We start from the raw sequence: 21,646 nt of genomic DNA, 5'->3' as shown, positions 1-21,646 counted from the left end.
ATCTCATCCTATTATAGATTAATGTAATTTTATATTAAATAATAAAATTTAATAACATATACTAAAAATAATTAGCAAAATATTTTCTAAGAACTTCATCTTTCGATTCGTCTAAATTCTCATTACTTAATCCTAAACGACTATAAATACCACTTAATGTATCTTCTATCGTTGTTTTTTGTTTCTTTTCAGAACCATCTCCACCATATTCAACTACGCCATGGCTTGTATAATTAGTCGAACTTGTTTGATCATCTTTATTTTCAAATGTTTCATAATTAATTAATAGCAAAACAGCATCTTGCGCCCATTTATACTGAATATTATTACTTGAATTTTTAAACAATCGAATAAGTAAATTGTCTCCATTATCACTTGATTTTATGTTTTCATAAAAATATTTTTCAAGAGAATTTATTATGTTATCTGTTGGTTCACCTATTTTTATTGCAATATTATCTTTTACTGTTTTAATTAAATTATCGATTTTATCAATAGCATCTTTTTCACCAATAAAAGCGGTCTCTTTTGAAATATTTTTAAATATCTCTTTAGTTAAATTAAGAGAAAATCCTTTTTTTATACCTCCAGGTTCATTTATAAATTCTGTAATTATTTTATCTTTTTTACTCAAAACAGAATTAATAGCATCATTAATAACATTACGAACATCAATTTTACCATTCTGGCTATCAATCTCTGGTTTTAAAAAAACAATCAAATCATCAATTATATAAGAAGAAAAAAGCTCATCAATATTTGAGTTAGAAATAGAATTTGAGTTAAAAATAGAATTTAACTTACTCGATATTTTATTGGGTAAATCAGAATAATTTTCTTGAAATTTATTTTTTGCTAGCTCTGTTTTAAATTCATCACTTAATATTTTAATATCGTTAACAAGTTTGCATTCTAAAGCTCTTTCTAGCGTTTCATATTTAATCACAACATCTATTTTTTCATGACTAAGTTCTTTTTTATGCCTTACATTACCAATATTATCAATAAATGTTTCATTGAGTTTTTTTAATCTATCTGAGAAATTCATAAAAGTATCATTATTACTTAATTCATCATTAAACTTAAATTCATCTAATGCTTTATTTACAGTTGTTTTTTTTAAATTTATTTTTATAGGCAATAGTGATCTATTCATAAATTTAATTGGTGATATAAATGGCTTTACTAAATTTTTAAAATTTCTTGTCTTCTCTTTTTTAAAGATAAGTTTTTGCTCTGTATTTAATCCGTCTATTCCTGTGTTAAAAATCCAATCAGGAAGTTTTTTTATCTGAACATTGTTAACAATATCAGCTTTTCCACCTTGACCTTCAATGCTACTAACTGAATTATTTGTTTCTTTATCCAATAGTGCAGAATTATCCAAAGGATCTTTATTAGATATTCTATGTTCACTAGTCTCTTGATTACTGGCATTATTTGATTCTTTATCCAATAGTGCAGAATTATCCAAAGGATCTTTATTAGATATTCTATGTTCACTAGTCTCTTGATTACTGGCATTATTTGATTCTTTATCCAATAGTGCAGAATTATCCAAAGGATCTTTATTAGATATTCTATGTTCACTAGTCTCTTGATTACTGGCATTATTTGATTCTTTATCCAATAGTGCAGAATTATCCAAAGGATCTTTATTAGATATTCTATGTTCACTAGTCTCTTGATTACTGGCATTATTTGATTCTGTAACAACTCCATTATATTGATGAATTAAAATACTATTTCGACTCTGATCTAAAATATTTTGACAGTTTTGTATAAATTCACTCATAGGTAATATAGAGGTAGTATGATCCTTAGTTTTATTAATCATTGGCAAGCTTGTATTTGAAATAGATTTAACTCCTTCTAAATTATTCCATTTTTTATTAAGTTTACTATTTATCCCCTGTAATCCATTATCAATTTTTCTTCCTATTTCATGAATACTCATTTTTTAGCACCTTATTGAAAAATCATTATAGATAGTCTATTCCCTTTATTTTTTTAAGTTTATAAAAATCGCACAATAGTAATTAATTAACGACCTTCAATAAAATAACCATATGTAATTAAAAATTAAAATAGAAAACAAAAAAAGATATCAATAAGTGATATCTTTTTTTTATTTAATGGCTTATATTCCGCTGGAGTTTAAAAAATAATGTACATTTTAATCATTCTTTTAAATCGTTATATACAGTAGCCCTTGAAACACCCAGGTATTGTGCAGTGATCTCCATCGCTTTACGCAGTGAAAGATAACCTTCATCCTGTAAACAGAGTAACAATTCACGTCGTTGATGCGGTTTTAATGCTCTTGGTGTGACAGAATAAGTCGCAGAAAACTCATCAATACGTTTTTTCAGCGAATCTTCAGTCACTGAACTAAAGGTTTCAATAATGTCATTACCTTCTTCAAGGGTTGCAAATTGGTTAAGTACCATTTGTAATCCTTTGATCATCGAAATATCAATATTTAAACATAATGCAGCAACATAATTGCCTTGTTTATCTTTAATACCAATAGACGTACTTTTTGCCGTTCTGCCATCAGGAAACTGGTTAGGATAATTAGCCACTATTTGAGGGAAATCTGACGATTCAATGCGAGCCATTCCAAGCTCAGTCGCTCTATCTCCAACTTTTCTACCTGATAGATTATTTTCAATGACCATAATGGTATTTTCACTATCGGTTAGATCATGAAGTACAACTTCACAAAAAGGCGATAATGTTTTACCAATGCCTTGTGCAATAAATTGTAGTTGTTCTACCAGCCACTCTTGGTCTTCTGTTTTATGTGACATAACGATCCTTGCAATAGCTAAAACGTAAATGATTTATACAATTTTAACTGATTTATTCAAATAATTAATCGTTATCTGCAGGATAATCAGATTTAGCCTGATTTAATATAGCTTTTGCCATCCACTGAGTCATGTCAATGACCTGCTGATCATCCATTTTCCAGATATCTTTCATTACCAAAAAGACTTCGGATCCGTAAATCAAAGAAAATGATTTGATCACCTTATCCCACATTTCTTGAGGATAATGCGCTTTTAAGGGTTCAATAACTTTGAGTAAAATCTCTTTACGGTGGCCGCGAATAAATCGTTTTTCTGCATATTCACTTGATTGTCTCTCTTTTGCCCATTGCTGTAATGAAACTTGTAATGCACCACGTAATGCACCTTCATGTTTAAACATTTGTGGATAGGCAAGATTGAGCAATTCAGTTATGCGTTGTTGCGTATTATCTTCAGGAGTGGGGGTCCATGCAATGATCGGAGCTAAACTTGCATCAACAGTCGCGCTAATTAAATCACTTTGTGTGGGAAAATAACGATATGCGGTTGCTCTTGAAACACCTGCATGTGCTGCTAATTCCGACACTGTCGGTAACATTCCTTGCTCAAAAAGTCCCAACGCGGTTGTCACCAACAGCTGATGGGTTCTTTTTCGTGTACCGGACATTGCATCCGTTTCGTCACTGTAACTCATAGAAAATCCTTCGTTATTTCTACACTTTATGTGTCTAATTTACGTTAAGTCAAATACTCATAATAATTAATGTTTACTTTAAGTGATTAATGTCACCTTATCGACCTTTAGAATATAAAAATAAAAATAATGAGACAAGAGTCTCAAAACGGTGTTATGATAAATGAAACTCAAGTCTCAATATGATTATAATCTACCCGTCAATAATCATAGAAGGTAAGGGAAGGCTTATGAAACAGTATGCTGGTTCAATATATGTTGCCACAACGCTTGATACTAAAAGTGCTGAGATTTTTTATGTCAGTGATTTAATAAAAAAAGCAGGCCTTCCTGTTAAAACCGTCGATTTGACAACCAAACCCACGGCACTCGCACGAGAAGCGGATGTCACCGCAGCAGAAATTGCGCGTTTTCACCCAGATGGTCAAGAAGCGGTTTTCTGTGGCGATAGAGGTAAAGCAATTGAAGCAATGTCAGTTGCGTTTAAACATTATTTAACCCACCAAGATGATATCTTAGCCATTCTTGGGCTAGGTGGCTCTGGGGGAACGGCACTGATTACACCAGCAATGCAATCGTTGCCAATTGGTGTACCTAAATTGATGGTATCTACAATGGCATCCGGTGATATTTCAGGCTATATCGGTGCAAGTGATATCTCAATGATGTACTCCGTTACAGATGTATCAGGCTTAAATCGTATTTCTCGTAAAGTGCTAAGAAATGCGGCGAACCAAATAGCGGGCGCTGTTTATTTTTATCAAGAAGAACAAGTTATTGATAAACCGGCTGTCGCCTTAACGATGTTTGGTGTAACCACGCCTTGTGTACAGCAACTGACAAAAAAACTTGAAAATAATTATGACTGCCTTGTTTTTCATGCAACAGGAAGTGGCGGTAAAGCCATGGAAAAACTCGCAGACAATCACTTACTTCATAGCGTACTCGATCTTACAACAACAGAAGTGTGTGATTACTTATTTGACGGTGTACTTGCTTGTGATGAAGACCGTTTTGGTGCAATCGCCCGCACCAAAATTCCTTATATAGGTTCTTGTGGTGCATTAGATATGGTGAACTTTGGTCGCCCATCGAGTGTTCCTGAGAAATATAAAGGGCGTCAATTTTATCATCACAATGCACAAGTCACCTTGATGCGTACAACACCAGAGGAAAACCGCCAATTAGGTATCTGGATCGCTGAAAAACTCAATCAGTGTGAAGGTCCATTGCGGTTTGTATTACCACAGGGTGGTTTTTCAGCCCTAGATATTGAAGGCGCCCCTTTCTGGGATCCTCAAGCGAACCAAGCTTTTTTTAATGCATTTATAACAACATTTAAAGAGACAGAGACTCGTCAATTAGTCATCAGTCCTTATCACATAAACTCTGCTGAATTTACTCAGCAAATTTATGATTTACACCAGGAACTTATTTGTTAACCACGGAGAAAGAAGAATGACTCATTCACGTGAAACGTTACTAAAAAAATTCAATGAAATGATTGAACGCCATGAGCCTATTATTGGCGGTGGTGCAGGTACAGGGCTTTCAGCTAAATGTGAAGAAGCCGGTGGTATTGATCTTATCGTTATTTATAACTCGGGTCGTTATCGTATGGCTGGCCGTGGCTCTTTAGCGGGTTTATTAGCTTATGGTAACGCTAATGAAATCGTTATGGATATGGCAAAAGAGGTCTTACCTGTTGTTAAACATACACCCGTACTTGCTGGTGTTAATGGTACAGATCCTTTCTGTAACTTTGATAAATTCTTAGATGAAGTGAAAGCAACAGGCTTTGCTGGTGTGCAGAATTTCCCAACAGTAGGTCTGATTGATGGTAATTTCCGCGCTAATTTAGAAGAAACAGGTATGGGCTATGATCTTGAAGTAGAGATGATCCGCAAAGCTCATGAGAAAGGTTTATTAACCACACCTTATGTCTTTAGCCGTGAAGATGCAATCGCAATGGCTGAGGCTGGCGCAGATATTATTGTACCTCATATGGGATTAACAACTGGCGGTAATATTGGTGCTGAAACAGCATTAACATTAGCGGACTGTGTTCCTTTAATTAATGACTGGGCAAAAGCAGCAAAAGCTGTACGTTCTGATGTGATTGTGCTTTGTCATGGTGGTCCAATTGCAACGCCAGAAGATGCACAATATATCTTAGATAATTGCCCTGATTGTCACGGCTTCTATGGTGCAAGTTCAATGGAACGCTTACCAACAGAAGTGGCATTAACCGCAACAACCCAAGAATTTAAAAGTATTAAACGCTAATTCAAAATCATCAAGTTTGCCTAAGCGTTAATCCATATTGCCCACATTATGTGGGCAATATTTTATGTAAAGAGTACTAATTAAAATTAAACCAATTTTGCAATTAATGTATTTAAATCCCCCGCTAAGAAATCAACAGGTGGAATTTCAATAACGGTATAAGCACCTGCACGTTGTTTCATACTCGCTCTTGCGGCAGACACCATAAATTGAGACGTCAATGCTGGGTTATTAATACGCATTGAATATTCAAATAATTGATTATGTGTTTTACCAGATACCCCTTTATGAGTCATATGAACGCCATGTCCCACATCCTTTAAGCTATCAACACAATCAACTTGTTTAATATGCGTTTCATCAGAAGAGAAATAGCTATCTGCTTTAATGGCTTGCTCTACTTGATTAAAATTGGCTCCCGCTTCTAATTCTACGTAAACCATTCGACGATGGACACCAGTCCCCAATGGGATTGTCATTGAAAGTGCCTCTTTTACACCTTCAATCGCTTTTGCCGCTACGCTATGTCCCATGCTCATACCTGGTCCAAAGTTAGTATAAGTGATCCCTTTTGGCGCCATGGCTAACATTAACGTACGAATAATAGAATCAGAACCCGGATCCCAACCCGCTGAGATAACGGCGACACGGTCATGTTTTTTTGCAACTTCATCTAATTCTGTTTTTAATGACACAATTTCACTGTGGACATCAAAACTATCTACTGTATTAATGCCTAAGCTTAAAATAGATTTAGCTAATTCTTTAATTGCACGAGTCGGTGAACATAAAAGCGCAACATCAACATTACCTAATGTTTTAATATCGTTAGTCACGGTAAGATTTTGCAGTTCTTCTGGAACATTATTGATATCACGACGAACAACCCCCACTAATTCAAAATCTTGAGCTGCTTGAACCGCTTCTAATGCAAATCGACCAATATTGCCATAACCTACAATGGCTACTTTTATTTTAGTATTCATTAATTCCCCTGACTTTAATGTTAATCATCTCTTAATGATAATAGTGATGAGTTATCAATGAATAAACCATATAAATATCTTTTTTGCCAGATAAACATGATTTGCGCTATTACCTTATAAATAAACCTTGTAGAATCTCTCATCTTCCTACGCGTTATATTAATAATATCGATTTCACTCTGTTTTTAAGAAGGTTTTCAATGCATCAGTCTGATGTAGCGGATCGCTCGCTTTTTTCCCTTAGTTGGCCAATATTTATAGATATATTCCTACATCTAGCCACACTATTAATTAATACTTACATGGTAAGCCACGTTTCCACTGCCTACTTAGCAGCCATGGGCGTCGGTAACCAAGTTTTTGATCTTTTCATTACCATCTTTAGCTTTATTAGTGTGGGATGTAGCGTTGTTATTGCCCAATACTTAGGTGCAGGTAAAAAAGAAAAAGCCAGCCAAGCGATTCATATTTCTATCGCTTTTAACTCTTTGCTAGGTATGAGTAGCGCGTTGATCATTCTTTTCTTTGGCTACAAGATTCTACATATTATGAATACGCCTGAGCATTTAGTGCAAGATGGCTACAATTACCTACATATTATTGGTATTTGCCTTATTCCTGAGGCAATTTCAATTATTCTTGCAGCTTGTCTGAGGGTCTATGGTAAGTCTAAAGCGGCGATGTATGTCACATTGATTGCCAATATTGTTACGGTTATTGGTAATATGATTGTGCTTTATGGCTTTTTTGGGTTACCACAATATGGATTAGTCGGCGTTGCTTGGTCTACCGTCGTTGGTCGTATTATTGCAGTTATTTTACTGTGTGGATTGCTGTTCTACGGTTTGCGTATAAAATTCGAAGCCAAACAGCTCGTCGTGTGGTCTAAAAATATGTTAGGGAAAATCCTACATATCGGTTTACCTGCTGCGGGTGAAAACTTGGTTTGGATTTTACATTATATGACTGCATCTGCCTTTATTGGCTTAATGGGTGAAGTTCCTCTTGCTGCACAGACTCTCTATTTTCAACTGTCATTATTTTTAATGCTTTTTGGTATTGCAATTAGTATTGGTAATGAAATATTAGTGGGTCACTTAGTTGGTGCCAAACGCTTTGATGACGCTTTTGCTAGAGGCTGGAAAAGCTTAAAAACGGGAGTAATATTTACCATCGGAGTGGTTATTGTTTATTGGTTTATGCGTGATCCTATTTTGTATTCCATTACAGAAGATCAACGTATTATTGATCAATTAATTCCTCTATTTATTTTGTCGGTCTTTTTAGAGCCAGGACGTACTTTTAATATTGTGATGGTGAATGCCCTACGTGCTGCTGGCGATGCTAAATTTCCTCTTATGACCGCAATTTGTTTTATGTGGGGTGTGGCTATTCCTGTGGGCTATTTCCTGGGTATAAAAATGGAAATGGGCTTAATTGGTATTTGGATTGGTTTCCTTTGTGATGAGTGGCTACGTGGATTAACTAACGCATGGCGTTGGCGCTCTCGTAAATGGCAAGCTAAACGGTTGGATATTTAATATTAAAAAGAGCCTGATAAAATCATTATCAGGCTTTAACAAAAGAGCTCTACTTGAAACATTTAAATAATATCTTCCTTATCATGTTTAGCTAAAACCAAACTAATTATCGCATTTGAAATATCGTTAATTCTTTTTATATTTTCAATTTTTGAATAATTTATATCTTTATGGTAACCATTTAATAGTCTAGAAAAAATATTAGTCAAATAATAGTTCTTTTTATCTTTTTTAGAAATCAACTCTTTTAATGATATCTCTTTTGTTTCCTGAAATAACTTATCTTTAAATTTAGAGTTATTAACTAATTCTGATAAACTTTCCATTATTTTATTTTTTACACTTAAAAGTTCACAGCTAAAAGACCCTAAAATAGCAATTTCTTTTTCAAGCAGAGACTTTACTTCTAATGATATAAAATCATCACTTTCATTGATTAAATGAATTAAAGAAAAATATCGATCAAAGTCATTTCGATATATTCCTTCCAATTTTTTATGACTATTATAAATCATTATTTCTTCATCAGTAATTAATTCATCTATTATTAATTCATTATCCATAACATCCTTTGTTATCATTTTATATTTTTCAGAAAAAATACTAAGTTCATCCATATCAACGTAATCTGATTCTGTCTCTGTCTTTGTTTCTGTCTCTGTCTTTGCCTCTGTCTTTGCCTCTGTCTTTGCCTCTGTTTCTGTTTCTGTTTCTGTCTTTGTTTCTGTCCCTGTCTCTGTTTCTGTTTCTGTCTTTGCCTCTGTCTCTGTCCCTGTCTCTGTTTCTGTCTTTGCCTCTGTCTCTGTCTCTGTTTCTGTCTTTGCCCCTGGATTATAAATTTGTTCTTCCTGGCAAGTATCTTTATCACTTATATTTATATATGTAGATTTTTCTATCTCATGTATGTATTTTTCCGTAGATTCTTTAATATTAATTAATTTATTTGATGAGTTTTTTATTGATAATACCAAGTATCGATTAATATAGAGTTCATTATCTGGTATATAATTTGATAAAACTGAAGGTGTTTCTTGTGATATTGGCTTTATATTTCCTAAAAGCATCATTATTATCCAAATAATTTAACATTAATGCTATTTTATGGATTACTTGATATCCTTCTATCATTTACCCACCATTTATAATAAATATTTTTTACCGAAACAAATATATAAACCTAATTTTTGTAAAGAACAATATCGACAGTATGATTAATACTATTTTGTAAAAAATATTTGTAACTATCAATATTTCCAATATTAGATTTTATCTTATCATCTGAATCTAATAGCGTATCCACTATTGATTTTACAAAATCTTTTTTAATTTTCGTTAAAGACGCCGCATCACCAGAAAATAAGAGCAATTTCGAATCAAAATATAACTTATTCTTAAGCTCTGTAATTTTTTCTTTCTCTAATGTAGGTATTTCTTCCAAAGAGGAGATAATATCATTAATTACTATTTCTTTTATTTTATCACTTTTTGCTTTTTTTTGTTCTCTGGCTAAATTTTTGTCGAAAACCTCATTAATATTCTCTTTATTTTCTATTTCCCTATTATCTATTTTTATAGTATTACTTTCACTACGATTATCTTCATTTTTAATATTAGAGATTCTTTTTTTTAGCCCTAAAAAATTATTTTCTATATTAGAATTGGGTTTTATAAAAATAACAATTGTATTATAACAACTTAATATCATCCCATTTATAATATTTTTAATTCCGCTTTCTTTATTTTCAATATTTTTTATCGTTAAAAATGTATTTCTAACTATATTAGTTATATACATATATCCCCCTAATTGTGTTAGGAGAATTAAACTGTATATCATCGTCAGCTTCTATCAATAAGTTATGTTTTTTTAATCATTATTAGCTAATTTTTTCATAAAAAAGTTAATAAAATATAATTATTAAATAAAATAATACATTAAAATAAATAATGATTATTTTTATATATTTAATGTATTTAATATTGAGTATGTTTTTTTTATGATTAAGATCACAAAAAAACAGTACTATAAGTTAAATAAAATAACCTCACATACAAAAATCACGATTTTTTTTAATAAAGAAAAAACCAAAAATTAAATAATAATCAACATTAAAATATTTTTATAAAAAAAAATATTTTTCCATAATTCCCTATTGTTTTTTTTATGATACAAGTAAGTGTTGGATTTTTCTTATCAAGAAGACGACTTAGATTAAATAAAGAGAATATACAATTAAAAACACAATGGAGTCTTGTTATGAATCTCGTTGAACGGTTTATTTCTTATACTAAAGTTAACACCACCACAAATAGGGAAAATGGCGCTGCGGGTATTATGCCTTCTTCAGAAGGTCAGCGAGTGCTTGCACTACAATTAGTTGAAGAGTTAAAAGCGTTAGGTGTCGAGGATATTAAAATTCGTGATACTGCCATTGTTACCGCGACACTCCCTTCTAACCTTGACTATGAAGTTCCAACCGTTGCTTTCTTTGGTCACTTAGATACCAGTGCTGAACAAACTAATGATACTAAAGCGCAAATCCTACCTTATAAAGGCGGCGATCTTTGCTTAAATAAAGAGCTTGAGATCTTTTTACGTCAAAGTGAATTCCCTGAATTAGAAAACTATATTGGCGACGATATCATCGTTACTGATGGTACTAGCTTATTAGGCGCTGACGACAAAGCCGCGATCGCCTCTATTATGGATATGTTGCAGTACTTTAAACAACATCCTGAAATTAAACATGGTACCGTTAAAATTGGTTTTGTACCCGATGAAGAGCAAGGTTTACGTGGTGCAAAAGTCTTTGATACTAAAGAATTCGGTGCTGATTTTGCCTATACCTTAGATTGTTGTGGTATTGGTGAATTAGTATATGAAAACTGGAATGCGGGTGATGTTGAAATCACCTTTACAGGCGCATCAGCCCACCCAATGTCAGCAAAAGGTAAATTAAAAAATTCATTATTAATGGCGCACAAATTTGTTGCGATGTTACCGGGCGGTGAAGCCCCTGAATATACTGAAGGCCGTGAAGGCTATTATTGGGTCAAACAATTAGCAGGTAATAGTGCTCGTACTGTATTAAAAATGGATGTGCGTGATTTCACCGAAAAAGGTTATGCGCACCGTATGGCATTTTTAAAACAACTTTCAGATTATTGTGAAGGTTTATGGGGTGAAGGTTCTGTCACTTGTAAACTCGCAGACCGTTATGCCAACGTGTTTAATAGCCTACAAGGTGATAATCGCTATCCTATCGATATTGCAGTGGCTGCTTATGAAGCGAATGGCATTACACCTCGTCCAATCCCAATGCGTGGTGGTTATGATGGTGCAGCACTCTCTCAAAATGGTCTGCCTTGCCCTAATATTTTTACAGGAGCTCATAATTTCCACTCTATTTATGAATATCTGCCGGTTAAATCACTTTACGCTGCTAGCGATGTCTTAAAGTCTGTCGTTAAGATCACGGCAGAGCGCTTTGCCCCTGGAGCTAAAGCATGATCCAAATTCTTGCGGTCTTAATTGTCGTTGTTATTGTCGCTAGAATGATCTTGAAAGGATATAAAGCTGAGCCTGTTTTGTTAGTTGCGGGTTTAGCCTTAATGGTGCTAACCATGATGTTTGGCTGGGGAGATATTCTTCCTAAAAATGTCAAAACAACCGGTATTGGTTGGTTAGATCCTTTCGAAGTGATGCGTGATCTCTTTAGTAGCCGTGCAGCTGATCTTGGTTTAATGATCATGGCACTAATGGGATTTGCACATTATATGGATCATATTGGCGCCAATGAGGCCGTTGTGCGTGTTGCAACTCGTCCATTGAAGAATATGCGCTCACCTTATGTGCTGCTATTTTTCTCTTTTTTACTCGCGAGTGTTTTGCAACTTGCTATTCCTTCAGCAACGGGGCTGGCTGTTCTATTAATGGGTACGATGTTCCCGATTATGATAGGACTTGGCTTATCTCCAGCATCTGCTGCTGGGGTGATTGCGACTTCATTAGGTGTTGCTTACACTCCAACAGCAATTGATGCCATACGTGGTGCAAAAGCGGTTGACTTAGGTGTTGTTGAATATGTGCTTTATTACCAAGGGCCTGCGGCGATTGCAACCGTCTTAGCGGTTGGTATTACTCATATCTTCTGGCAGCGCCATTGTGATCGCAAAGCTGGATTTGTACCTCAATTAGGCAAAATGTCTGAAGAAGCAAAGAGTGATAAAAATGTACCGGGCTTTTATGCCTTACTACCAATGTTACCTATCATTATGGCGGTAAGTTCATCAAGTCTATTTGTTGAAGGCATTCACCTTGATGTAGTCACCATTGTATTGATTTCAATGGCGATTTGTATGCTGATTGAAACATTACGCTTGCGTGATTTTAAATCAGTATGTGCCGGCTTCCAGCATTTTTTAAAAGGTATGGGCTCTGCATTTAGTCATGTTGTTGGATTATTAGTCGCTGCGGGTGTTTTTGCTCATGGTATTAAAGTCAGTGGTGCAATAGATAGCCTGATTGTTATGGCGGAATCTGTTGGTCTACCGCCATTTGCAATGGCATTGGTCTTCGCTATCGTGACATTAGCGGCAGCGATTATTATGGGTTCAGGTAATGCTCCTTTCCTTGCATTCGTTGAACTTATTCCACAAATTGCTCATAGCATGGGGGTAAACCCAATTGCGATGATTTTACCAATGCAACAAGCGTCACATATGGGACGAGGTATGTCTCCAGTGGCTGGTGTTATCATTGCCGTATCTAGTGGTGCAAAATTACAACCGTTTGATGTTGTAAAAAGGACGGCAATACCGCTTATGGTAGGTTTTGTATTCCATAGTGCTATTATTGCTATCTTCTATTATTAATAAATATACCTGAAGCAATAATTGTTGCTTCAGGTTATTTTCAAATAATAAACATATTAAAAATAGGCAGAGATATTTTATGGTTATTCTTATAAATAAAAACCAGTTATCTATTTTTATAAATATAGATTTAATCTCTTTTTTCTAAATAAAACATTAAATCTATCATGATGAAAATATTAACAAAATAATAAAGCATTATTCTTATACACTAAAAAAAAATGAGCCTATTATCTGTTTTGTTAAAATAAATATATGATATTGAATTACCCACTCATTATTTTTATTTTAACAACTCTGAGTTAGCCCACATTAAGTATGATAATTATACTAGCAATAGAATTGTGTATTCGTTCTATTGCCTTTTTATTTCATCTCACCATTAATTTCTTAAATAATCTTACTCACTTGTATTTTTCATCCCCTCATCTTTATATATTTAGAGACAAAAGCATCATCTCTTGCACGGATAAATGACATTAAAGAGCCAAAACATTTACCTTTATCTTATGTGGAAAAAATTACCAATATAGAAGATATAAAGGGTAATATTTTCTCAACATTTGAACAATGTTAGTAAATTCAGAAAAAACTTTCTCCAATAAATTCAGTATGATGATGGTATTAAAAATAGAATAACCCATTGAATTCTCATACTGTTTATTGGATGCATGCAATGAAAAAACAATTATCTTCTCGTTGGAAAATATTGATAGCGGCAGTTAAACAACAAGTAAAACCCGCTTTAGGTTGTACAGAACCTATTTCGCTTGCATTAGCGGCTGCAACAGCAGCAAGTTACCTACAACACGCGATTACCCGCATTAGCGCAGAAGTTTCTCCTAATTTAATGAAAAACGGTATGGGTGTAACCGTACCTGGTACGGGCATGGTGGGATTATCTATTGCCGCAAGCTTAGGTGCTGTGGGCGGTGATTGTAAAGCAGGTCTTGAAGTATTAAAGAATGCAACATCAGAGCACGTAGAGCAAAGCAAAGCATTATTAGCGGCAGGCATTGTGACTGTTTCGATTAAAAAAGCGTGCCAAGAAGTGCTATATAGCGAAGTGACTGTTGAAGATGGCGAAAATAGCGCAACAGTCATTATTGCAGGTAACCACACTAATATTGTTAAAATCATTCATAACGGTCATATTGTTCTTGATAACACTTGTACTGATGCAGAACAATCTGCATCACCTTGCGAAATAAAAGAAACGTTGACCCAAACCAATACCCAAGAGATTTACCAGTTTGTTACTCAAACGCCCGTAGAAGACATTTCTTTTATCCTTGAATCAGCACACTTAAATGATGCGTTATCAAAAGAAGGTTTGAGCAATACTTATGGTTTACATATTGGACAAACTTTACAACGCCAACAACAGCGTGGCTTATTAGCAAAAGATTTATTATCAGAAATTATGATCCGTACCTCTGCCGCATCGGATGCACGTATGGGGGGCGCCGTTTTACCCGCAATGAGTAACTCAGGTTCAGGTAACCAAGGTATTGCTGCAACGATGCCTGTTGTGGTGGTTGCTGAATATTTACATGTTAGCGAAGAGAAAATGGCAAGAGCATTAATGCTTTCTCATTTACTGGCTATCTATATTCACCATAAATTTCCTGCATTATCTGCATTATGTGCAGCAACAACCGCATCAATGGGAGCGGCGGGTGCAATTGCATGGCTAATGGATGAACGTTACGATTCTATGGCTATGGCAATTAGTAGCATGATTGGTGATATCAGTGGTGTGATTTGTGATGGCGCCTCAAATAGCTGTGCGATGAAAGTCTCAACTGGAGCGAGTGCAGCGTATAAAGCCGTGTTAATGGCGCTAGACAACACTTATGTGACAGGTAATGACGGCATTGTCGCTCATGATGTGGATTCTACAATTGAAAATCTATGTGCATTAGCAAGCCGTGCAATGCAACATACTGATGTTCAAATTATTGAGATCATGGAATATAAAGCCGTTGCTAATGGCTAATTTGAGTGTTTAAAAAAGTACCCCATAATAACCCGTATTATGGGGTAAAACATAAGATCCTAGGAACAGGATCCTCCTCAAGTCAGGAGCTTATCAATATTCGTTACTGCTATTTACGGCTACTACGGTGACTTCTTACTACATTCTAACACTCACTACAGGGTATTCGGTTAATTAGCCTTCTCTTCAATACTAGGCATCAATGCATCAAAATTGGCTCTTATCTCTTCTTCTGGTAATTGAATACCAATAAAGACCAATGTGCTTTGACGTATTTCATCGTCATTCCACGGTCTATCCCAATCAGCACTATAAAGACGTTGTACCCCTTGGAATAGCAAACGATTAGGCTGATCTTTAATATTTAATATCCCTTTATAACGTAAAAGATGATCAGCAAAGCTTAATAATAATTTTTCCATTACGTCTGAAACTTCTTGTAACTCAACGGGATAGTCGAATTTTAACACAATCGAACTGATATCATCTTGCTTATCCGCCTGATAACGAAACAAAGGCTGTTTTACATCGAGATTATCGTTCAACATAAAACCTTTTACGTTAAACAGGAGTCCTAAATCAACTTGCCCATGAATAACGGTATGTACTGGTGCTCTGGCATTAATACGTCTTAATCGAGCCATTAATTCAGGAGAGGCTGGCGTGATATCTGTTTTCGTTAACAGAATGCGATCAGCATAACCAATTTGTGATTGTGCAATCGTAAATTGATCCAGTTGTTGTTGAGCGTGAACATTATCCACAAGCGTGATAATGCCATCTAATAAGTAGCGCTGGCAGATGATCTCATGAGAAAAGAATGTTTGGCTAATAGGGCCAGGATCAGCCATACCCGTGCATTCAATAACTAATCTATCAAACTCGATTTCACCACGATCTAGACTGTCACATAAGTCTAATAGTGTGTCTTCTAATTCATTCGATTTACTACAGCAAATACAACCATTGGTCAGTGTTTTTATTTGAGTGGCTCTATCACCAATGATTTCATCATCAATAGGTACTTCACCAAATTCATTTTCAATAACAGCAATTTTATAACCATGCTTTTCATTAAGCATATGGCGTAACAGTGTTGTTTTTCCGGATCCTAAAAAACCGGTCAGTATTGTCACTGCAATAGGTTCCATCATTTATCTCCTTTACGGATCATTAGCAACAGCGAAAACCGCCTTTACCATCACCACCGCCATAACGGGCTTCCTGACGCTCACGGAAAAACTCGTTATAGGTCATAACCGGCTTATCTGGGTGGTTATCCTTCATGTGTTGCACATAATTATCGTAATCAGGAATACCTATTAGCATACGGGCTGCTTGTCCTAGATATTTTCCAGCTTGTCCTAAATTACCAAACATAAGTTTCTCCTAAGCCCCGCCCTAGCAAGCCAGAGCGGGGGATTTTACCTACCAACCTAAATTAGTGACCTGAAGACACTTTTACATCTTTTGGCATAGGCACATACGGTGTTTCTTGTGCTGTTTCTTCTGGGGTTTTACGTGCTTTCATTGCAGTACGGAAACCGTAGAAAATGATGCTGTAAACAACCACTAAGAACAGAATACTTAAGCCAGCATTGGTGTAGTTATTAATAACAATATGATTCATATTGGTAATTTCAGCTGCAGTTAAGTCGGCACCACCCGCTAAAATCTTCGCTTTGTATTCATTTGCTAAGTAGAAGAAACCTTCCATTTGTGGATCATCACTAAGAAGTTTCAGACCTAACGCCCATGTTGTACAAATTAATAACCATACTGCTGGAACAACTGTCACCCAGATATATTTAGTACGTTTCATCTTAATTAAAATAACAGTACCTAATACCAGAGCAACCGCGGCTAACATTTGGTTTGAAATACCAAACAGTGGCCACAAGCTTTTCACTCCGCCTAATGGGTCAACAACACCTTGATATAACAGATATCCCCATAATCCTACGCAACCCGCTGTACCAATCACACCCGGAATGAATGAGTTTGTTGTCTTCAGGTAAGGGATAAAGTTACCTATCAAGTCTTGGAACATAAAGCGTCCAGAACGTGTACCTGCGTCTAACGCTGTTAAAATAAAGAGCGCTTCGAACAAGATACCAAAGTGATACCAGAAGCCCATATCCGCAGCAGGAATGATTTTATGGAATACCATCGCAATACCCACGGCTAAGGTCGGCGCACCACCAGCACGGTTTAATACAGAAGGCTCACCTATGTCTTTCGCCGTTTGTAGAATTTCTTCTGGCGAAATAACAAAGCCCCATGAACTCACCGTTGCAGCAGTATGTACAGTAACTTCTCTTAACTGCTCCATAATAACTGCGGTATTTTCACCACCTAACTCATGGAGGTTCGGCATAGTAATACCTAAACCTGCTGGTGGTGTATTCATTGCAAAGTATAGACCGGGTTCAATGATAGATGCAGCCACTAACGCCATGATTGCAACGAATGATTCCATTAACATTGCACCATAACCGATAAAACGCGCATCCATTTCATTGGCGATAAGCTTAGGTGTTGTACCTGAAGCAATCAGTGCGTGGAAACCAGAAACAGCACCACAAGCGATAGTAATAAATAAGAATGGGAATAAAGCTCCTTTCCATAATGGACCTGTACCATCGACATATTGAGTAACCGCAGGCATTTTCAGTTCAGGGTTTAGGATCACAATCCCAACGGCTAAACCAACAATAACCCCGATCTTCAGGAACGTCGCTAAGTAATCGCGAGGTGCTAGGATCAACCAAACTGGCAGTAATGCGGACACAAAAGCATAACCAATAAGACCAAAGGTGATGGTTGTATCTTTAAAGGTTAACGCAGGTCCCCAGTATGGGTCGTGAGCAATAACACCACCAAACCAAATCGCAGCAACCAGTAATACAATACCGATCACAGAGACTTCACCAACACGGCCTGGGCGGATATAGCGCATGTAGATCCCCATAAACAGGGCAATCGGTACTGTTGAACAAACAGTGAATACTCCCCATGGGCTTTCTGCTAATGCTTTAACAACAATAAGTGCAAGCACTGCAAGAATGATGATCATGATAAGGAAACAGCCGAATAACGCGATAGTACCCGGAATTGGACCCATCTCTTTCTTTATCATCTCACCAAGTGAGTTACCATTACGGCGTGTTGAAATAAACAGCACCATAAAGTCTTGTACTGCACCCGCAAGCACAACCCCAGCTAATAGCCAAAGTGTACCCGGTAAATATCCCATTTGCGCAGCAAGTACTGGCCCCACCAAAGGACCCGCACCTGCGATAGCCGCAAAGTGGTGACCAAATAAAACGTAACGGTTAGTTGGAACGTAGTTCAAACCGTCATTATTGACAACAGAAGGTGTTGCTCTCGTTGGATCCAATTTCATCACTTTTTGAGCGATATAAAGACTATAATAACGATAAGCAACTAAATAAACAGCAACAGAAGCAACAACTATCCACAGCGCACTGACGTGTTCCCCACGACGAAGTGCAACCACTGAAAGACAAAAAGCACCAATAATCCCGAGGATCACCCAAGGTACGTGCTTTAAAAATGTATTTTTGTTCATGAGACACCTTTTTTTCAGGCAAGACCGAACAGCCAAAGAGTAATGCGGGACAGCAGAGAATGATTTAAGCGAATCTGAGAGAGAACTGCCCGCAGCTACATAATAAGAATTCTTACATAGGAATGGAGTGACTAAATCTCTTAGCGGTTGTATAACGAATTAAGCGGTCTGTTTTCTTAGTTAAGTGGTTCTGCTATTTTTAAATGGTGTTTTTTTTGTGATCAAGATAACAAATTTATGACTTTCAATAAGTTAGAAAATCTCTAAATAAAAGAAAACCGCCTTTTTATTAACAAAAACGGCGGTTTTTTATAACATTATTTAATTGAATAGTGATTATTGGCTAAATTGAACAGATATCAAAATCACATTACCTTTTAGAGCAGGTGACCCATTAAAACGCCATTGATATGCAGCATCGATAACAGCATCGTCGATACTCATGTCACCACTACTCGATTTCAATAACACCACAGTGGGAACACCTTGGGGATCAACGTCGAGTTGTAAGATCATATCCCCTGTTTTAGGGGCTGTATCAGGTGCATTCACTTTCGGTAATGCCTGATCACTGCCTTTGATATTCGCTGATGAAAAATCAATGCTAAATACCCGATTTGATTGCTCAATTTTGTTGGTATTCAACGGTGAACGAACAACTTTGCTATTCGGGTCTGATGCGGGTATTGCACGTTGAGTTAATTGAATTTGAGTTAAATCATCACTGAGATAATCCTCTTCAGGCTTGATTTCGACGTCTTCAGGTAAATAACGCATATCCATTCTGGCTCGTAAAGTCTGATAACGCTCTAAACGTACACCTTCAAGTGTCTCCATCACCATACGCATTTCTAACATTTGCATAAGAGATCCAATACTTTCTTTTGACTTCTGTTGTGCGGCTTTAGCAAATGCTCCCGCTGCGATTTCAGGATCCTCATCAAGCCATGTGATCCCCCAACCTAACCAAACATCTTCACGCTCAGGATCTAATGCAATAGCTTGTTCAAAATGAGTACGCGCTTTCAACAATAAAGTTTGCCAATATTCTTTATCTTGCGGATAAATTTTAGGGGAGCTCGCTAAGTTATTAATTCCCACGTTGTAATACTGCAACTCAAAACGAGCAACCATTCTGACAACATCAGCATTATCTTGATACAGAGCCAGTTTTTCATTTAAGAAACGAATACTATTATCCCAACTTTCATGGTTATTTTTACCATTAGGCAATGTTTGTAACTCTTTTAAGATAGCTTGTAACGCTGCACGTTTTTCTTGCTGTTGTTGGGATAATCTAGGGTAATAAGAAGCATAAGGATCATAGCTAGAGCGAGCCACTTCTCTTCCATCTTTTAATTCTGGTGCTTGTTTTTTCAATTCTGAATAAGCATTTTCGGTCAGTGTTATCCCTTTAGCATCTTGTCTTGCGTAGGCTTTCACTAATTTTATCAATGTAGATTGCAGCTTAACGGCATACTCTTTCCAACCAAGACGGGTACTTTCAAAACGTACTGTCACTCGTTGACGATACCCATCTTTGTTTGGCATAAAACGCCAGTAGCGAGCAGCTTTCACGGCTTGATCATCAAAAGCATCAATACCACTGCTGTTTTGTACCCAAAGCCCTGAAATACGCCCTTGAGGATTGACATCAACCGATAAAATAACATCTGCACGAGGGATATACTTTCTGATGGTTGGATAACGGATCTCCGTTAAATTTTTCACTTCATTAGGCGATTCAACGATCACTTTTCCAGGATACTCCTTTCCCATCATTGATTGCATTTCAAGATAAGTGGTTAAATCATTATTAATTGCGTTATTCACTGGTAATCGTTGGTTTGCTAACGTTGTTATCTCTTCTGGAGGAGAATTGTTTTGCCGATAAAAACGATCTTCGATAACACGCGCCTGCAATATTTGATAAATCTGCCGTTGATTTTCAGTAAGCTCTGAAATTGCTTTTTTCAATAATGGTTGTACTGAAACATCATGACGAGCTTGTTTAGTTTGTGTCAGTGTATCCGCCACCATTAAAGCTAGCATCGCTTTTTCAACTTGTGCATCCAAAGAAAGATGAGCAATATAAGTCAGCGCTAAAACTTGCCATGCTTCAGGTGATAATGGTGCAACAGCAATCACATTTATACCTGATTGCATTAATTGAGCATCATGGCTATTTGAAAGAGAAGCCAATGCCTGAGCAACCATAACCTCCGGCTGATTTAATAACCAGTCGCCATAAAAATTGAGTGTTTTGACTGCTTCTGCATGTTCTGGTGTTCCCTTAGCATAAGCGAAATAAGCTTCTTTCGCTTTTATCGCGTCTATCACATCATCACTAAAATAATCTAGCCCGGGTAAAGCTATTCTGGCTTTCTCCATAGCACTAATAGACGCTAATGCTTTCGGTTGATTAGAGCGAATAGCTTTACGAATATCATCTTCACTGTTAACAACTAAGTCATGATAATTTTTCCATTCTGATTGTTCGATATTCTGTAAAACAAATCGACGACGATCTTCTAATTCATTTTTGGGGATAATCGAAAATGACACGCTGAGTGCCATTAAAAATACGAGCCCACCACCACATAAATAATAAATATTTTTAGATCGCCACGATTGCAACAACATCACAATCGTCATAATCAGAGAGCCTACCCACACTCCCAGTAAGAAATTACGCTCATCAAAGCGAACAGATGAGGGGAGAATTTTGCTATTAAAACTATCAATCAAACTAAAAGTTGAAACTAAAAAAGCAGGTAACCAAAAAGGGAACAGTAACGTTATAATGCCAATAATAATCAGTATAAGTTTTACTCTTTTTTTCATTTTATTTTCCCTA

Annotated in this window: 16 protein-coding genes; 6 read left to right on the top strand and 10 right to left on the bottom strand. The window is 36.1% G+C overall.

What is annotated here, in order from left to right:
* Window positions 1-61: 61 nt before the first annotated feature.
* From SB028_RS03915 to SB028_RS03905, 3 genes are all read right to left on the bottom strand, one after another.
* Window positions 62-1,957, bottom strand: a complete 1,896-nt coding sequence (locus SB028_RS03915) for a hypothetical protein (RefSeq protein WP_318859861.1) — start codon at window positions 1,955-1,957, stop codon at window positions 62-64.
* A 223-nt stretch (window positions 1,958-2,180) separates the two neighbouring features.
* On the bottom strand, window positions 2,181-2,813 hold the full coding sequence (locus SB028_RS03910) for a transcriptional regulator (RefSeq protein ID WP_006535016.1): 633 nt from the start codon (window positions 2,811-2,813) through the stop codon (window positions 2,181-2,183).
* A gap of 64 nt (window positions 2,814-2,877) precedes the next feature.
* Complete coding sequence (locus SB028_RS03905; protein ID WP_069368538.1) at window positions 2,878-3,510, bottom strand: TetR/AcrR family transcriptional regulator; 633 nt, start codon at window positions 3,508-3,510, stop codon at window positions 2,878-2,880.
* A 230-nt stretch (window positions 3,511-3,740) separates the two neighbouring features.
* Between SB028_RS03905 and SB028_RS03900 the strand changes: the two genes are divergently transcribed.
* A complete protein-coding gene (locus SB028_RS03900) occupies window positions 3,741-4,952 on the top strand; it encodes a Tm-1-like ATP-binding domain-containing protein (RefSeq protein WP_069368539.1) in 1,212 nt (403 codons plus the stop codon).
* Window positions 4,953-4,968: 16 nt separating this feature from the next.
* On the top strand, window positions 4,969-5,796 hold the full coding sequence (locus tag SB028_RS03895; protein ID WP_069368540.1) for a phosphoenolpyruvate hydrolase family protein: 828 nt from the start codon (window positions 4,969-4,971) through the stop codon (window positions 5,794-5,796).
* A gap of 86 nt (window positions 5,797-5,882) precedes the next feature.
* Here the strand turns inward: SB028_RS03895 and SB028_RS03890 are convergent, their stop codons facing one another.
* Entirely contained in the window at window positions 5,883-6,782 is a 900-nt protein-coding gene (locus SB028_RS03890; protein ID WP_069368541.1) for a diaminopimelate dehydrogenase, read from the bottom strand.
* Window positions 6,783-6,982: 200 nt separating this feature from the next.
* Here SB028_RS03890 and SB028_RS03885 point away from each other — a divergent pair, with 200 nt between their 5' ends.
* On the top strand, window positions 6,983-8,323 hold the full coding sequence (locus SB028_RS03885; protein WP_069368542.1) for an MATE family efflux transporter: 1,341 nt from the start codon (window positions 6,983-6,985) through the stop codon (window positions 8,321-8,323).
* A 62-nt stretch (window positions 8,324-8,385) separates the two neighbouring features.
* Here the strand turns inward: SB028_RS03885 and SB028_RS03880 are convergent, their stop codons facing one another.
* Window positions 8,386-9,387, bottom strand: coding sequence for a hypothetical protein (locus SB028_RS03880; protein ID WP_069368543.1), 1,002 nt, complete (start codon window positions 9,385-9,387; stop codon window positions 8,386-8,388).
* A 113-nt stretch (window positions 9,388-9,500) separates the two neighbouring features.
* A complete protein-coding gene (locus tag SB028_RS03875) occupies window positions 9,501-10,118 on the bottom strand; it encodes a hypothetical protein (protein ID WP_318859859.1) in 618 nt (205 codons plus the stop codon).
* Between the two features lie 462 nt (window positions 10,119-10,580).
* Here SB028_RS03875 and pepT point away from each other — a divergent pair, with 462 nt between their 5' ends.
* The 3 genes from pepT (at window position 10,581) to SB028_RS03860 (ending at window position 15,197) form a co-directional block, all read left to right on the top strand.
* A complete protein-coding gene (gene pepT, locus SB028_RS03870) occupies window positions 10,581-11,834 on the top strand; it encodes a peptidase T (protein ID WP_069368544.1) in 1,254 nt (417 codons plus the stop codon).
* Window positions 11,831-13,198 (top strand): C4-dicarboxylate transporter DcuC, encoded by a 1,368-nt coding sequence (dcuC, locus tag SB028_RS03865; RefSeq protein ID WP_069368545.1) that lies wholly within the window; start codon window positions 11,831-11,833, stop codon window positions 13,196-13,198. Before pepT ends, dcuC begins: the two co-directional genes overlap by 4 nt.
* A gap of 676 nt (window positions 13,199-13,874) precedes the next feature.
* Window positions 13,875-15,197: a serine dehydratase subunit alpha family protein gene (locus SB028_RS03860; RefSeq protein WP_069368546.1), complete on the top strand. Its 1,323-nt coding sequence runs from the start codon at window positions 13,875-13,877 to the stop codon at window positions 15,195-15,197.
* A gap of 170 nt (window positions 15,198-15,367) precedes the next feature.
* Here SB028_RS03860 and yjiA read toward each other — a convergent pair whose 3' ends face one another.
* The 4 genes from yjiA to SB028_RS03840 form a co-directional block, all read right to left on the bottom strand.
* A complete protein-coding gene (yjiA, locus tag SB028_RS03855) occupies window positions 15,368-16,348 on the bottom strand; it encodes a GTPase (protein ID WP_069368547.1) in 981 nt (326 codons plus the stop codon).
* A gap of 22 nt (window positions 16,349-16,370) precedes the next feature.
* Window positions 16,371-16,577 (bottom strand): YbdD/YjiX family protein, encoded by a 207-nt coding sequence (locus tag SB028_RS03850; protein WP_004245057.1) that lies wholly within the window; start codon window positions 16,575-16,577, stop codon window positions 16,371-16,373.
* Between the two features lie 61 nt (window positions 16,578-16,638).
* Window positions 16,639-18,789 (bottom strand): carbon starvation CstA family protein, encoded by a 2,151-nt coding sequence (locus SB028_RS03845; protein WP_069368548.1) that lies wholly within the window; start codon window positions 18,787-18,789, stop codon window positions 16,639-16,641.
* Between the two features lie 336 nt (window positions 18,790-19,125).
* Window positions 19,126-21,633 (bottom strand): TonB family protein, encoded by a 2,508-nt coding sequence (locus SB028_RS03840; RefSeq protein WP_069368549.1) that lies wholly within the window; start codon window positions 21,631-21,633, stop codon window positions 19,126-19,128.
* Window positions 21,634-21,646: the final 13 nt, after the last annotated feature.

The sequence above is a fragment of the Proteus vulgaris genome, from assembly GCF_033708015.1.
Classification (GTDB): Bacteria; Pseudomonadota; Gammaproteobacteria; order Enterobacterales; family Enterobacteriaceae; genus Proteus.
Note: the sequence above shows the minus strand (reverse complement) of the source record. Positions and strands in the feature narration are given on the sequence as shown.